This is a genomic window from Paenibacillus dendritiformis (assembly GCF_021654795.1).
Classification (GTDB): domain Bacteria; phylum Bacillota; class Bacilli; order Paenibacillales; family Paenibacillaceae; genus Paenibacillus_B.
This window is the reverse complement of the sequence record NZ_AP025344.1, coordinates 5,272,962-5,287,865: the sequence shown is the minus strand read 5'-3', so window position 1 is coordinate 5,287,865 and position 14,904 is coordinate 5,272,962. Positions and strand designations below refer to the sequence as shown.

The following is a 14,904-nucleotide window of genomic DNA, read 5'->3' as shown; positions in this document are numbered from 1 at the left end:
GCGGCTACGGTACCTGACCGTTATCGGGCCGAGGGGGAGGATCCTGCGAATGCGGATGATCTTCCAACGAGAGTGGTACCGCGGCAGAGCAGAGCTTGTCGTCTCTTTAGAGACGTCAGGCTTTTTTTAATTTCGTTGAAGATGGGTTGGTTTCTGGAAAAGACGGATTAATGGGAGGAATCGCGATGGACGTTCAGACACAAGGCTATTCAATGCAGGCAGGAGTTCCGCAGAACAAGGAGAAGCGGATGATTCAGATTTTCGATACGACGCTGCGGGACGGCGAGCAGGCGCCCGGCGCGGCCTTGACACTGCCGCAGAAGCTGGAGCTGGCGGAGCAGCTCGTCCGGCTCGGCATCGACGTGATCGAGCCGGGCTTCCCGATATCGAGTCCGGGGGAATTCGAAGCGGTGCAGCGCATCTCCCGCCTCTATCCGCAAGTGGAGATCTGCGGCTTCGCGCGGGCGGTTCGGGAGGATATCGAAGCAGCCGTCAAGGCGACGGCCGATGCCGCCCGGCGCCGGATTCATGTGTTCATCTCCTCTTCGGATATTCATCTTCAGCATCAGCTGCGCAAATCGCGCGCCGAGGTGAAGCAGATGGCGAGAGAGACGGTCGCCTATGCGAAGCAGTTCGTCGATCGCATTGAATTCACGGCGATGGATGCGACGCGATCGGATGCGGATTTCGTTATCGAACTGGTGGAGACGGCGATTGAGGAAGGCGCGTCGATCATCAATCTCCCGGATACGGTCGGTTATGCACTGCCGGAGGAATACGGGGCGCTGTTCCGCCAGGTGCGCCGGGGCGCGCGCGGGGCCGAGCGCGCGGTATTCAGCGCGCACTGCCACAACGATCTGGGGCTGGCGGTCGCGAACAGCCTGGCGGCGATTCAAGCGGGCGCGACCCAGATCGAGGTTACGGTCAACGGGGTCGGCGAACGGACGGGGAACTGCGCGCTGGAGGAGTTGATCATGGCGCTCGACACGCGCGGCGAAGCTCTGCAGGCAGCGACCCGGATCCGGCCGGAATTTTTGTATGAGACGTCGCGGGCGGTCAGCCGGATGATGCATTTCCCGATTGCGTACAACAAGCCGGTGGTCGGCCGCAACGCCTTCCAGCATGAATCCGGCATCCATCAGGACGGCTTGCTCAAGAACCGCAGCACGTACGAGATCATGGATCCGGTGAAGCTGGGCATTCCGCATCATATGATCATTCTGGGCAAGCATTCGGGGCGGCACGCGCTTAAGCACCGCGCGGAGCAGTATGGCGTTCATCTCAATGCCGACCAGTTGAACGAAGTGTATGATCGCTTCAAGCGCGTAGCCGATGCGCAGAAGGTCGTGACCGACGATCAGCTGCTGCAATGCATCGGCGAGACGCTGAACGAGCAGCTGGAGCCGTTGAGTCTGCTTGATGTCGAAGTGGTGGCGGGCAATGACCGCAAGCGGGCGGCCTCCGTGACGGTGCAGGAGCAGGCGACCGGCAAGAAGCAGACGTATGCGGGAGTGGGCAGCGGCCCGATTGAAGCCGTCATTCGCGCCTTGTCCCAAGCGGTCCGGGAGCCGGTCCGGTTCGAGGATCTGGAGCTGCACTCGCTCTCTTCCGGGGAGGAGGCGTCTGGGGAAGCCGTCGTGACCGTGTCCCTCCATGATCAGGTGTACCAGGGAAGCTCGACGCATCAGGATATCGTGCTGGCCGCGGCTCAAGCCTATATGGCCGCCTGTAATCAGGCGCTTCGCGGCGCCGCTGCTCATGGAGGACCGGAAGAAGAACCCGAGCTTGTGTCCGCCCGGCGTAACGATGCATCCTGAGGCGGATGTGGACAAAGTTATCCACATATCCTGTTGAAAATGGGGATAAAACGCTTACTCCCCTCTGGGACCAAGGTCTGGATCCAGGTGAAAAAGAGGATAGATTTTTCAAGATATGCCCTGCAAATTGTGGATAATGTGGATAAAACGGTGGATAATGTTGGGGGTTGCCCGAAAACCATTGGTATGACTGCACAAAACGAACATGAACCATGGAGCCATCCGCCGACTGTCCCTTCGCGTTCTGTGTATAAGTTGTGATTTACGCAGGCGTGAATCTTACCGGGCTTCCTGACATGAAAACGGGAAGATGCCGCCGCTCGCGGGGCAGAGGATGGGATGGGGATGAGATGCGCCATTGAGTTCAGCAGCAGATTGGGTTAGGAAGCAGGAGGGATTTTCCTATGGAAAAAATCAATGATCGGGTTCAAGCGGTGCAGGATAAATTGGAGGAGCTTGGCTTCGCCAACCGGGTCGCTGTCCTGCCGGACAGCGCTCGCACGGCCCAGGAAGCGGCAGAGGCGATCGGATGCGAGGTCGCGCAGATCGCGAAGTCCATCATCTTCCGCATGAAGCCGTCGGAGAAGCCCGTGCTGATGGTCGCGAGCGGAACGAACCGCATTAACGAGAAGCGGATCGGGCAGGCGCTCGGCGAGAAGCTTGGCAAAGCCGACGCCGGCTTCGTGCGCGAGCATACCGGATTCGTCATCGGAGGCGTCCCGCCCATCGGGCATAAGGAGCCGATTGCGACCCTGATTGATGAAGATTTGCTTCATTATGAGGAGATTTGGGCCGCGGCGGGACATCCGCACGGCGTCTTTCCGCTCACGCCGCAGGAGCTGATCGGGATGACGAACGGGCGGGTGATGCCGGTCGTCTAGGCTGCCGGTGATTCTTCCCGGGCACAATCAAGGGCTGCCCTGCGGATTCAATCCGGCCCGGGCAGCCCTGTGCTCTTCGGACAGCTGACATGCGGACGAGAGTGCCTCTTCCTCTAGGCTTCCATCAACAGCTCCCATTCTCCGTATATCGCGTTCAACGCTTCCTTGTCTTCATCAAGCTGGGCCTGGATCGCCTGGACGCGGACATAGTCGTTATACACGTCCGGTTCGGCCAGCTCCAACTCGCGCTCGGCGATCTTCGCTTCCAGCGCGGCAATCTCCGCCTCCAATTGCTCAAGCTTCCGCTGGCGCGCACGCTCCTCGCGCTTCGCCTGCTTATCGGCCTCGTAGGCCTTTGCCGCGGTCAGGCCCGCATCAGCCGCGCTGTCCGCTGCGGCGCTGCCCTGGAACGCGGCCGGCTTGCTTGGCGCCGCCTGCTGTTGGGAGGCGCGAATCGCCGCGTCTTCGGCCAGCTCCTGCTTTTTGGCCACATAGTCGTCATAGTTGCCGAGATACGGATGCGTTCCGGCCGCATCCAGCTCAATGATACGCTCCGCCATCTTGTTCAGGAAGTAGCGGTCATGGGAAATGAACAGCAGCGTGCCTTCGTAGTCGTACAGCGCCGATTCCAGCACTTCCTTGCTGAACAGATCGAGGTGGTTGGTCGGCTCGTCGAGGATCAGCACGTTCGCCTGCTGCAGCATCAGCTTGGCCAAGGCGACGCGCGCCTTTTCCCCGCCGCTCAGGGAAGCGACCTTCTTCGTCACATCATCCCCGCTGAACAGGAAGTTCCCCAGTACGGTCCGGATCCGCACCTCTTCGAGATGCGGATAAGCGCTCCATACCTCTTCGAGCACGGTATGGTTCGGATTCAGCGTCGATTGCTCTTGATCATAGTAACCGATCGAGACGTTGGTGCCCCAGCGGAAGCTTCCGCCCCGGAGGGGATGCTTGCCGATCAGCACCTTCAGCAAGGTCGACTTGCCGATTCCGTTCGGGCCGATAAGAGCGACCATCTCGCCGCGCTTCAGATCGAATTCGGCGTGGCGGAACAAGGGGTCCGCACCGTCATAGCCCGCGGAGAGATCCTGCACCTGCAGCACGTCCTTCCCGCTCTGCCGCGCCGTCTCGAAGGAGAAATGAGCTTTCTTCAGCTCGCCGGCCGGCTTCTCCAGACGTTCCATCTTCTCCAGCGACTTGCGCCGGCTCTGCGCCCGCTTCGTCGTCGATGCGCGGACGAGGTTGCGCTGGACGAAGTCCTCGAGCCGGGCGATCTCATCCTGCTGCTTCTCGTACAGCTTCATTTGCTGCTCGTACTCGGCGGCTTTTAATTCCATATATTTCGTATAATTGCCGGTATAGCGCTTCGCCTGATGCCGCTCGATCTCGATAATGGCGGTGACCATCGCATCCAGGAAATAACGGTCGTGGGACACGACCAGCACCGCTCCCGGATAGGAACGGAGATAATTCTCGAGCCATGTCAGCGTATGGATGTCCAGATGGTTCGTCGGTTCGTCCAGAAGCAGCAGATCCGGCTGCTGGAGCAGAATGCGGGCCAAGGCCAGCCGGGTCTTCTGGCCGCCGCTCAGCGTATGAATGGGCGTGCCCGGATCCATCTGGCCGAATCCCATCCCGTGAAGCACGCTCCGCACCCGCGTCTCCATCTCGTAGCCGCCATGCATCCGGAACCATTCCGAGCGCTCGGCGTATCTGCGCATCACCGCTTCATGGCGGGCGGCGTCAGCGGCGGTCTCCGGGTCGGCAATCTCATGTTCAAGCTGTCTCAGTTCCTGCTCCGCTTCCACTAACGGGGCGAATACGAGCATCATCTCGTCCCAGATGGAGCGGTCGGATTGCAGTCCGCTGTTCTGGGCCAAGTAACCGATGCGTGTTTCTTTGGCTTTATAAATGGTCCCGCTGTCCGGGGACATCTCGCCGGCGATGAGCTGCAGGAGCGTCGATTTGCCGGCCCCGTTGACGCCGACCAGCCCAATCCGCTCGCGCTCCAGAATCTGCAGCGTAATATTCGACAATACGGGAGTTATCCCGTAATTCTTGCTCATGCCGTTCACTTGAAGCAGCATAGGGGTATCTCCTCCGTTAATCACAAGCTATTCTCGCATCGCGGTTCGAAAATAATGAAAATGTACCATAGGCGATGATGACATCATTTCATTTTCAATCCGTTGCTATGCCATGGGGCCAGGCGGTCAGGCCGACGGGAATCGGGGATTCCGTTTCGGTCCGACCCCTTTTCTATTCTCGCCGATCGCGGGAAATTTGTCTATCAATCCGCCCCTGAACCGATGAAGAGCGCCGCCGGCCATATGCTTCAGTCAAGGACTGGGAGAACGCGGATCGGACCCGGACGGCCGCAACGGGAGGAGGTGTACGCAGGGAGCCCCATCCCGGCTCGGAATGGGGCTCTCCATTGGCAGCGCCGGATTCGGTACTCGCGATCGCGAGCAGATGCGGGGCTGTCCCGGATTCATCACAAGTTCAGCATCAGCTTAGCCAGAGTAAAGTAGATGATGAGCCCGGTGCCGTCCACCAGAGTGGTAATGAACGGTCCGGAGACGACGGCCGGATCGACTCTAAGCTTGTGCAGGACCAGCGGCAGCACCGCCGCGATAAGAGAGGCCCAGATCACGATGAAAATCGCCGTGACGGCAACGACGCTTCCGATATCAAAGCCTACGCCGAGCAGCTGGGCGCGAAGAAACGTGGCTGCGCCCATACAGAGTCCGAGAATGAGACCGGTCGCCACCTCTTTGCGAACGACTCTGAATATATCCTTCGGCTTCACTTCCCCGAGCGCCAGAGCGCGAACGAGAGTCGTTACGGTCTGGGTTCCCGTATTGCCGCCCGTCCCGACCAGCAATGGGATAAAGAATGCGAGCGCGATGACTTCCGACAGCGTATCTTCAAAGTAGCGCAGCACATTCCCCGTATAGGCCTCGGCTACGAATAGGACAAGCAGCCATGCGATTCGCTTGCGAAATAGCTTCCAGAAGGAATTTTTAAAGTACGGTACTTCTAAGGGCTGGCTTCCGCCCATTTTCTGAAAATCTTCCGTCGCTTCTTCATGGATAACGTCAATTAAATCATCGACGGTGATTATCCCGATCATTCGCTGCTCCTCGCTTACGACGGGAAGAGCCACCAGATCATAGTTGGATAAAATCGTCGCAACCTCCCGCTGGTCCATCCGGGCGGACACCGAGACGAAATCCTTGAGCATGATTTCCTCCAGCTTGGCGCCGGCCTTGGCGAGGATCGCCTGCTTGAGCGACACGATCCCGACCAGCTTGCCGTTATTGTCCAGCACATAGAAGTACGATACCATTTCCGCGTCTTGCCCAACCTTGCGGACATGCTGCAGCGTATGCTCCACCGTCCAATAATTCCGGACCGCAATATAATCTACCGTAGCCAGGCTCCCGGCCGACTCCGGCGGGTATTGCATCAGAGCGCTGATTTTCTCCCGGTAATCGGCAGGCAGCAGCTCCAATAATGTTCCGGCTTGATGTGGATGGATGGCCAGCAGCAGATCGGCCACTTTATCGCTGGACATCTCATTGAGCATGGAAGCGGCTGTCTCCTTGGTCCCGCGGTCTAAAATTCGGTACTGCAATTCGGGATCGGCATATTCCAAAATTTCCGCCCCCAAGGCAGCCGGAAGCTTGGCAATAAATTGAATTTGCTCGCTTTCCTCAAGTTCTATTAACATCTCGGCCAAATCATAAGGTTGGAACCGGGCGAGGAACTCATTGAGGCCATCCCGCTTTTGTTCGGCCAGTCTATCTTTCAAATCTTGAATCATCCATTTTTGAACCATGTTTATTCCTCCTATCGCAAACATCCTTCCGCGTATGATTGCTTGCTCTCCATTCGGCAAGCAGACACAAAAAAGCTCTCCCTGCGCCTAGGAGAGCTTGTAGTTCCTGTTCTTCATTACACTCACTGCTTACATCTATGCATGCTTAAATACACCTGCCCCGGTACCGGGCAGCGTGATGAATGCAGCATGAATCACAAGTAAGGGTAAAGAGAACCTCATTCTCCCTCTTCGCAAGATTATGAACTTGATTCGATGACGGATTACTGGAACTACTATCCATTGAGTGTTCTCCCCCCTTTGCAGAATAAACTAAAAACCCTCCAGGAGTCCTAGAGGGTTCGATGAATGCACGCAAATATAGAACATTCCCGCGCCCCCTAGTTGAGTTTTAGCACTATGCAACGTAAAGAGAAGCCTTCTTCCCTTAGCCACGTTAAGAAAAGCCTTAATCCGGCAATTCCTGTTCTACCCATGGGCATCTTTCGATATTTCTGGGCAGTGGCCTATGTTTGCATAGGAGCCTCACCTAACAAGGTCTTTATGACATTGTCAACCTTAACACCGGCTGTGGATGTTGTCAACCTCCAGGGAACAACTTTAACCTTTTCATAACCTCTTTTGGGGGAGGAGTCCATACACTGGAGTAGTGTCTGGGGATCAGTGAGGCATGATTTTCGATCACGCTAACGTTTTAATAATGGAGGATGCTCGAGGTGAGTTCATTTGAAGCAAACGATCAAAGGCCGGCCGGACTTTCTGCTCCTTTTTGTGACCTTGCTGCTGGTTCTGTTCGGATTGGCGATGATATACAGCGCAAGCTCGGCCGTGGTCAGTCTCAAATATGAAAATCCGTCCTATTATGCGTCAAAGCAAATGTTGTTCGCTCTCATCGGACTTGCCGCTATGTTTGTGTTCATGAATATTCCGTTTCGAAAATGGAGCAAGGCCGCCCCCTTCTTGTTGTTGCTCTCGATCGTGCTGCTTGCGCTCGTCCCTTATTACGGCATCAAGGTGAATGGCGCCACGCGATGGTTCAATGTGGGCGGGATGCGGTTCCAGCCGGCCGAGTTCGCGAAGCTATCCTTAATCATCTACCTGTCGCATATGATCAGCAAAAAGGGAGAACGGATTCGCTTATTTTCCGGGGGATTGCTGCCCATTCTCACGGTCATTGGCGTCATGCTGCTTCTAATTATGCTGCAGCCGGATTTTGGTTCGGTCATGATCATTTCGATTCTGTCAATGACCATTATTATTATCGGCGGGGCGGATATGCGTCATATCGCGATGCTTGGCGGGGGTTTTGGGGTGCTGTTGGTCATTCTTGCCTTCAGCCGCAGCTACCGGTATCAACGGATTATGTCGTTTTTGAATCCGTTCGATGATCCGGAAGGAGCCGGCTATCAATTGATTCAGTCTTTGATCGCGCTGGCACACGGAGGAGTGACCGGAACAGGATACGGCCAGAGCGTGCAGAAGCTTTTTTATTTGCCGGAAGCGCACACCGATTTTATTTTTGCCGTCATCGGAGAGGAATTCGGATTTGTGGGCGGATTACTGCTTTTATTTTGTTTTTTTCTTTTCTTTTGGCGGGGCCTTATGGCGGCGCTTCGCAGCGATGAGCCCTTCGGGATTATGCTCGGAACAGGCATCATTACCATGATATTTGCCCAATTCGCGTTCAATCTGGGGGCGGTGACCGGGGCGATGCCGATCAAGGGCGTGCCGCTTCCGTTCATCAGCTATGGAGGCTCTTCTCTCTTGTTATGCATGGCGAGCGCCGGCATTCTGTTAAATATTTCGCGCGATAATGATCGGAGACAGCGCGAATAGGCACGCCTTCTTACCTAATCTGCGAACTAGAGGTACTCACATGATGTTTTATATTCGCAAGCTCAAAAAATTGGACAAGCCGACGCTCCTTGTGCTGCTCGGTCTGATGATTCTAGGGACGGTCGCCGTAGATCAAGCCACTTCCGGCACGAATCTCGACGGCCTATACAAGTACAGCCTTGTCTTTTTCGTTCTCTTCCTTATCCCCATGCTGCTGATCGCCATGCTCGACTACTCGATATTCACAGGCGCCGCCGCTTATATTTTATATGGAATCGGGCTTGCCCTGCTTCTCTTCGTGATGTTCACCGGAGAAAATATTAACGGAGCGGTCCGCTGGATAAGAATCGGAGGCTTCCAGCTTCAGCCCTCTGAACTGGTTAAAATCGCTGCCGTGCTTGTCACCTGCAATCTGCTGCAAAAGCGATCCGGCAACAAGCTCCGGTTCCTTCAGGATTTGCTTCCGATTGGCGCCGTGTTCTTCGTTCCGGCCTTCCTCGTGATGAAGCAGCCGGATTTGGGCACGGCGCTCGTGTTCGTCGCCGTCCTGCCCGTCATGCTGTGGGTGGGGAATATCCGCGTCTTGCATATGCTGCTGCTGCTGGCGTCGATGGGCTTGCCGGTCGGGGGCGTTTGCTGGCTGTATTTTGCGAATTATGACATTCTGGCCACCCTGTTGAAGCCCCATCAATTGTCCAGAATCGAGACGTTTCTTGAACCCGGACTCGATCCGGATAAATCGTGGCATGTCAATAACGCCATGAACGCGATCGGCTCGGGTCAAATGAGCGGAAATTCCGGCTTCTACGTTGAACGCGGCTACATACCGTACGCCTATTCGGATTCCATCTACGTGGTCATTGGCGAGAAATTCGGATTTATCGGATCCTCGATTCTGTTGCTATTCTTTTATTTGCTTATATTCCGCATGCTGTTTATCGCCCGCGAGAGCCGGGAGCTGGCCGGTTCCTATCTCGTTGTCGGCTTGGCCGGCATGCTGCTGTTCCAGATCTTCGTCAACATTGGGATGCATATCGGCCTGTTGCCGCTGACCGGCATTTCGCTACCGTTCATCAGTTACGGGGGCAGTTCCCTGCTGGCGAATATGCTGTCCATCGGGCTGGTGCTGAGCGTCCATGTTCACAAGGATGACATCTCGATAGCGGCAGAGACTGACGGCCTGATGAGATAGATAAGGACGTGCCCGATTAGGTGAATTGGAGCATGACGAGTCATCCCTCTGCGCGCTGCGCAGGGGTTTTCGCATTGCTTGAGCTATCGTTCTATTCGCGCATATGAACGGGAAGAACGTGCGGCATGGCGTTTGCCGCCAAAAATGGGCCGGATGGTGGCGCTAACGGGGGAAGGATGGTAAACTAAGGTTGAAAATAATGAAAAATGAATGAAAATTGAGTACATAGCATATAAACTGGCCTGCGGAATTCCGATACAACTTCAGGGCCGTAATAGAAAGGGGCGGTAACGTTGACGGCAGCGGAGGAGAAGCGAATGCTTCGTCTGCAATATAAGGCGCGCAGGCAGGCGGTCGGCCGGCAGGAGAGGGAGGCCGGCAGCGAAGCCGTGTGCCGGCGGGCTTACCCATTCTTGAAAGCGCTGCGAGAGCGGCATGGCCGTCCCTTGCATTTATGCGCCTATTTTCCGTTCGGCAATGAGCTGGATATTACCGCTGTGCTGCTTGACTCCCGGAAGCGGGGCGATGTCGTCTATCTTCCGCGCACGGACGCGGCTTCGCGGACGATGTCGCTGCACCCGTGGACAGAGCATACGGTCTTGACGACGGGAGCCTTCGGCCTGCAGGAGCCGGGCCCCGAAGCGGAACGGCTCGATCCGGAGCATTGGGACAAGCTGGACGCGATTTTCGTTCCCGGCATCGCCTACGACCGGCAGGGCGGACGGCTCGGGCTGGGCGCAGGTTATTATGACCGGTTCTGGCACGCCTATCTGGAGGCGCTGGACCGCGCCCCGTTGGAACGCAGACGCGCCGATCGCGCTGTAAGGCTGGCTTGCATCTATTCGTGGCAGCTGGCGGAGCGCGTCCCGATGGAAGCGCATGATATCGCTGTCGAGTGGCTGATAACCGAGGATGAGATCATCGCTTGCGCAGCCGCTGGAGAGCTGCCGCTAACCGGGAAGAACGGCGGCCGCGAGTAGTTAAGGATTGGATGATATCGCATGCGGAAGAAGGATGGACGTCCTTCCTTCGCGTGCCAATATATTGAAGAAGGCCGGTTGCTGCCGGCTAGGCGGGAGGAGGAGCCCTGATGCGCTGGAAAGTAGCAATATTGACGGCGAGCGACAAAGGATCCCGGGGAGAGCGCGAGGATACGAGCGCCCAGGTCATTCGGGAACTCGTCGAAGAAGAACTTCATGGTGAGATTGTGGAATACCGGATTGTCCCGGATGAGATGAATGAGATCTCCGCATCGCTCATCGAGATGGCCGACTATTTTCAGGCCCATTTGATTATTACGACGGGCGGTATCGGCATGGCGGAGCGGGACGTGACGCCGGAGGCGACGCTCAAGGTCGTCGATCGGCTCGTGCCGGGCATGGCCGAAGCGATGCGCTTCGCCTCGATGCAGAAGCAGCGCAGGGCGATGCTGAACCGCGGCGTGTGCGGGGTAAGGGGGCGGACCCTTATCATTAATCTGCCCGGAGACCCGAAGGGCGTGCATGAGAATCTGCTGCCGATTATGGATCAGATTCCGCATGCGCTCGCCGTGCTGAACGGGGATCATAAGGGCGCGGAATAGAATCCTTCATAAGATTGTGACAGATTATTTGGTATATTACGGATGGCGCATATGATATGATGTAGATCACAAGCACTCTATTCTAGGATCTGCAGAAAGGAGATATTTTCGCTATGTTCAACGGTATTGGCGTCTCGGGAATACTTCTGCTCTTGGTCATTGCGCTATTATTGTTCGGACCGAATAAGCTGCCTGAGTTGGGACGGGCCTTCGGCCGCACCCTGCGGGAATTCAAGGAAGGCGCCCGCGATATTATGGGGGATGAGCCGAGCGCGAAGCCTGCCCGCCAAGAAATTCAGGCGGTCGACGTCGAACCTGCTGCCCAGGAGCCGGCCAAGGCGTCCGGCGAAGCGAACAGCGCCCATCAGCGCCGCCTCCCTGAGTAACAAGACCTTGTCTGTTATGTTCAGCGGGGCGGCCCCGCTTTTACCATGGAAGGAACAGGTTGGTGAGGCATGTCGAAGGTAACGGAAGAACAAATGACACTGGTCGAGCATATTACGGAGCTTCGCAGACGTGTCGTCTATATCATCATCGTCCTCGTCATTGGCTTGGCGGCAGGATTCCTCGCCGCCGATCCGATATACGAATATTTGCGCAATACGGAGCCGGCCAATCAGATGCCGCTTCACGGCTTCTCGCTCTGGGACGGGATCGGGATATATATGAAGTTCGCCTTCATTATTGCATTGGCTGTGACGCTTCCGTTTGCGATGTACCAGCTGTGGGCTTTTGTCAGCCCGGGCCTCCGGGAAATAGAACGGCGTGCTGCCCTTCGGTACGTCCCTTTTGTATTTGTGCTTTTCGTGCTAGGGCTGTCTTTTGCCTATTTCGTCGTCTTTCCGATGGCGTTTTCGTTTACGTCGGGCATTAACAAGCATATGAACTTGACCGAGACGTACGGCATTACGCAATATTTTTCGTTCATGTTCAATCTGCTGGTCCCGATCTCGCTGCTCTTCGAGCTGCCGATCGTCATTATGTTCCTGACCCGGATACGGTTGTTGAACCCGCTGAGATTGCGGAAAATGCGGCGGGTGGCCTATTTTGTCCTGATCTTGCTCGGCACGATGCTGTCGCCGCCGGATATTGTCTCGGATTTGCTCGTGGCGATACCGCTCCTCATTTTATATGAGATCAGCGTATTCCTGTCCTCGATTGTCTACCGGAAGCAGCTGCTGGAGCAGGAGGCATGGGAGAAGGAATTTGGAGAAGGAGCCGATACGACGGCGGTCTGATTATGAAGTCACTTATGCAGGCGTAACAGGTACGCATGGAGCGTTCATCTTGTTGTGCCTGCATTTTTTGTGCCCGGCGGATGAATGCGGTCGCTCGGCGCGCAACGGGGCCAATCCGCGGGCGGGATGGAATGTGATGAGCCTTATTGGATAAACTGGGTAAGGCGTGATCGCCCACGCCCGGATCGGAAAAATCATTTTTTCACGCGAAACCCTCTTGCAATGTAAACCCAAAATCAGTATCATAGGAATTGGTTATTAGCACTAAGCATCGTCGAGTGCTAACACCAGGCGAATGCTTCGTTTTTGAGGATTCTACCGCTGCCTGTCCGTCAGGCGCCGGGGAATTCTTCACCTTATAAACTCTTGTTCAAAGGAGGCTATTTTTCATGATCAAACCATTAGGTGAGCGCGTATTGATCGAACCAATCGCGAAGGAAGAAACTACAGCTTTCGGCATCGTTCTGCCGGATACGGCGAAGGAGAAGCCGCAAGAAGGCAAGGTTGTCGCGGTAGGTAACGGGGTATGGAAAGACGGTCAACGTGTGCCGCTCGATCTGAAAGAAGGAGACCGCGTTATTTTCTCCAAATATGCCGGTACTGAAGTGAAGTATGAAGGCAAAGAGTATTTGATTATGAAAGAAAGCGACGTTCACGCTGTTATCGGCTAATCGGGCCGGCGGAACAGCCTTGCCGACATAAGTACGATCGAGTCTTTCCGGAATGGAAGACTTCCAGACGGACATATATGCACGCCGTATCATTCTGAATGAATTGAGGAGGGTTTCACGATGGCAAAAGAAATCAAGTTCTCGGAAGACGCACGCCGCTCCATGCTTCGCGGGGTTGACGCTCTGGCTAATGCGGTGAAAGTAACACTTGGACCGAAAGGCCGCAACGTCGTATTGGAGAAGAAATTCGGTTCTCCGCTTATCACGAACGACGGTGTTACGATTGCGAAGGAAATCGAACTGGAAGACGCTTTTGAAAATATGGGTGCTCAACTGGTTAAAGAAGTAGCTACGAAAACAAACGACGTTGCCGGCGACGGTACGACAACCGCTACGGTTCTGGCGCAAGCGATGATTCGCGAAGGCCTGAAGAACGTGACGGCTGGCGCGAATCCGATGGTCGTTCGCAAAGGGATCGAGAAAGCAGTGAAAGCCGCTGTTGAAGATCTGAAGAAAATTGCGAAGCCAATCGAGAACAAGCAAAGCATCGCTCAAGTCGCAGCTATCTCTGCCGCTGACGACGAAGTGGGCACGCTGATCGCGGAAGCGATGGAGAAAGTCGGCAAAGACGGCGTAATCACGGTAGAAGAATCCAAAGGCTTCAACACCGAGCTTGAAGTTGTGGAAGGAATGCAGTTCGACCGCGGATACATTTCTCCATACATGATTACAGACACTGACAAGATGGAAGCCGTTCTCGACAATGCTTACATCTTAATCACGGATAAGAAAATCTCCAACATCCAAGAAATCCTGCCGGTATTGGAGAAAGTCGTTCAACAAGGCAAGCAGCTCGTCATCATCGCTGAAGATGTAGAAGGCGAAGCGCTCGCTACCTTGGTTGTGAACAAACTGCGCGGCACATTCACTTGCGTTGCTGTCAAAGCTCCGGGCTTCGGCGACCGCCGCAAGGCAATGCTGCAAGACATCGCTGCCCTCACTGGCGGCCAAGTCATTACGGAAGAACTCGGCCTCGAGCTGAAATCGACTTCGATCGATCAACTGGGCTCCGCTCGCCAAGTTCGCGTAACGAAAGAAAACACGATCATCGTAGACGGCAACGGCAACAAAGCCGATATCGATGCTCGCGTGAACCAAATCCGCACGCAATTGGAAGAAACGACTTCCGAGTTCGACAAAGAGAAGCTGCAAGAGCGCCTGGCGAAATTGGCTGGCGGCGTAGCGGTTATCAAAGTCGGCGCTGCGACGGAAACCGAGCTGAAAGAGCGCAAGCTCCGCATCGAAGACGCGCTGAACGCGACTCGCGCGGCTGTCGAAGAAGGTATCGTAGCCGGCGGCGGTACGGCGTTGATGAACGTATACAAAGCCGTTGCAGCGGTAAATGCTTCCGATGACGAGTTGACAGGCGTGAACATCGTTCTCCGCGCGCTGGAAGCTCCGGTTCGCGCAATCGCCGACAATGCAGGCCAAGAAGGCTCCATCATCGTTGAGCGCCTGAAGAACGAAGCGACAGGCATTGGCTACAACGCCGCATCCGGCGAGTGGGTGAACATGATCGAAGCGGGTATCGTCGACCCTGCGAAGGTTACTCGTTCCGCACTGCAGAACGCAGCTTCCGTAGCGGCTATGTTCTTGACGACCGAAGCGGTTGTCGCTGACAAGCCGGAACCAGAAAAACCAGGCATGCCTGATATGGGCGGCATGGGCGGAATGGGCGGCATGATGTAATCCATCGCCCGCAAAGCTTGATATAGCAAGGAAAAAGGCTCCCGATAGGAGCCTTTTTTCTATAAAAATAACATTTAAATAACATTTTTCAGAGTAT

12 protein-coding genes, 1 riboswitch and 1 other annotated feature (1 of these 14 cut by a window edge) are annotated in these 14,904 nt (G+C 55.5%); of the genes, 10 read left to right on the top strand and 2 right to left on the bottom strand.

From position 1 onward, the window contains the following. Positions 1-109: a binding site (T-box leader), on the top strand (it extends 149 nt beyond the left edge of the window). Positions 110-185: 76 nt separating this feature from the next. Together L6439_RS23470 and L6439_RS23465 are read left to right on the top strand one after the other, a co-directional pair. After that, positions 186-1,817 carry a 2-isopropylmalate synthase gene (locus tag L6439_RS23470; protein WP_213470615.1) on the top strand — a complete coding sequence of 544 codons (1,632 nt, stop codon included), beginning with the start codon at positions 186-188 and terminating at the stop codon, positions 1,815-1,817. A 404-nt stretch (positions 1,818-2,221) separates the two neighbouring features. Further along, positions 2,222-2,698: a YbaK/EbsC family protein gene (locus L6439_RS23465; RefSeq protein WP_168181886.1), complete on the top strand. Its 477-nt coding sequence runs from the start codon at positions 2,222-2,224 to the stop codon at positions 2,696-2,698. A gap of 113 nt (positions 2,699-2,811) precedes the next feature. On the opposite strand, the gene L6439_RS23460 is transcribed toward L6439_RS23465, so the two are convergent. Together L6439_RS23460 and mgtE are read right to left on the bottom strand one after the other, a co-directional pair. After that, on the bottom strand, positions 2,812-4,785 hold the full coding sequence (locus L6439_RS23460) for an ABC-F family ATP-binding cassette domain-containing protein (protein ID WP_213470617.1): 1,974 nt from the start codon (positions 4,783-4,785) through the stop codon (positions 2,812-2,814). Between the two features lie 407 nt (positions 4,786-5,192). Beyond that, a complete protein-coding gene (mgtE, locus tag L6439_RS23455) occupies positions 5,193-6,524 on the bottom strand; it encodes a magnesium transporter (RefSeq protein ID WP_168181940.1) in 1,332 nt (443 codons plus the stop codon). A 384-nt stretch (positions 6,525-6,908) separates the two neighbouring features. Then, a riboswitch (M-box (ykoK) riboswitch) is annotated at positions 6,909-7,083 on the bottom strand. Positions 7,084-7,265: 182 nt separating this feature from the next. Here mgtE and ftsW point away from each other — a divergent pair. The 8 genes from ftsW (at position 7,266) to groL (ending at position 14,807) form a co-directional block, all read left to right on the top strand. Further along, positions 7,266-8,375, top strand: a complete 1,110-nt coding sequence (ftsW, locus tag L6439_RS23450; RefSeq protein WP_213470619.1) for a putative lipid II flippase FtsW — start codon at positions 7,266-7,268, stop codon at positions 8,373-8,375. Positions 8,376-8,415: 40 nt separating this feature from the next. Next, positions 8,416-9,567 (top strand): FtsW/RodA/SpoVE family cell cycle protein, encoded by a 1,152-nt coding sequence (locus L6439_RS23445; protein ID WP_475718916.1) that lies wholly within the window; start codon positions 8,416-8,418, stop codon positions 9,565-9,567. A gap of 293 nt (positions 9,568-9,860) precedes the next feature. After that, complete coding sequence (locus tag L6439_RS23440) at positions 9,861-10,547, top strand: 5-formyltetrahydrofolate cyclo-ligase (protein WP_237096623.1); 687 nt, start codon at positions 9,861-9,863, stop codon at positions 10,545-10,547. Positions 10,548-10,657: 110 nt separating this feature from the next. Then, positions 10,658-11,149 carry a MogA/MoaB family molybdenum cofactor biosynthesis protein gene (locus L6439_RS23435; RefSeq protein ID WP_168181891.1) on the top strand — a complete coding sequence of 164 codons (492 nt, stop codon included), beginning with the start codon at positions 10,658-10,660 and terminating at the stop codon, positions 11,147-11,149. A gap of 113 nt (positions 11,150-11,262) precedes the next feature. Beyond that, positions 11,263-11,535, top strand: a complete 273-nt coding sequence (gene tatA, locus L6439_RS23430) for a twin-arginine translocase TatA/TatE family subunit (RefSeq protein ID WP_168181892.1) — start codon at positions 11,263-11,265, stop codon at positions 11,533-11,535. Positions 11,536-11,604: 69 nt separating this feature from the next. Next, positions 11,605-12,387 (top strand): twin-arginine translocase subunit TatC, encoded by a 783-nt coding sequence (gene tatC, locus L6439_RS23425; RefSeq protein ID WP_168181893.1) that lies wholly within the window; start codon positions 11,605-11,607, stop codon positions 12,385-12,387. Between the two features lie 389 nt (positions 12,388-12,776). Continuing rightward, entirely contained in the window at positions 12,777-13,058 is a 282-nt protein-coding gene (gene groES / locus L6439_RS23420) for a co-chaperone GroES (protein ID WP_168181894.1), read from the top strand. 120 nt (positions 13,059-13,178) lie between these two features. Further along, positions 13,179-14,807: a chaperonin GroEL gene (groL, locus tag L6439_RS23415; protein ID WP_168181895.1), complete on the top strand. Its 1,629-nt coding sequence runs from the start codon at positions 13,179-13,181 to the stop codon at positions 14,805-14,807. The last annotated feature ends 97 nt before the right edge of the window (positions 14,808-14,904 follow it).

What these genes read in the sequence shown, in the direction of transcription:
- L6439_RS23470 (WP_213470615.1), top strand. Translation starts at nt 186, where the DNA reads ATGGACGTTCAGACACAAGGCTATTCAATGCAGGCAGGAGTTCCGCAG.
- L6439_RS23465 (WP_168181886.1), top strand. Translation starts at nt 2,222, where the DNA reads ATGGAAAAAATCAATGATCGGGTTCAAGCGGTGCAGGATAAATTGGAG.
- L6439_RS23460 (WP_213470617.1), bottom strand. Translation starts at nt 4,785, where the DNA reads ATGCTGCTTCAAGTGAACGGCATGAGCAAGAATTACGGGATAACTCCC.
- mgtE (WP_168181940.1), bottom strand. Translation starts at nt 6,524, where the DNA reads ATGATTCAAGATTTGAAAGATAGACTGGCCGAACAAAAGCGGGATGGC.
- L6439_RS23445 (WP_475718916.1), top strand. Translation starts at nt 8,416, where the DNA reads ATGATGTTTTATATTCGCAAGCTCAAAAAATTGGACAAGCCGACGCTC.
- L6439_RS23435 (WP_168181891.1), top strand. Translation starts at nt 10,658, where the DNA reads ATGCGCTGGAAAGTAGCAATATTGACGGCGAGCGACAAAGGATCCCGG.
- tatA (WP_168181892.1), top strand. Translation starts at nt 11,263, where the DNA reads ATGTTCAACGGTATTGGCGTCTCGGGAATACTTCTGCTCTTGGTCATT.
- tatC (WP_168181893.1), top strand. Translation starts at nt 11,605, where the DNA reads ATGTCGAAGGTAACGGAAGAACAAATGACACTGGTCGAGCATATTACG.
- groES (WP_168181894.1), top strand. Translation starts at nt 12,777, where the DNA reads ATGATCAAACCATTAGGTGAGCGCGTATTGATCGAACCAATCGCGAAG.
- groL (WP_168181895.1), top strand. Translation starts at nt 13,179, where the DNA reads ATGGCAAAAGAAATCAAGTTCTCGGAAGACGCACGCCGCTCCATGCTT.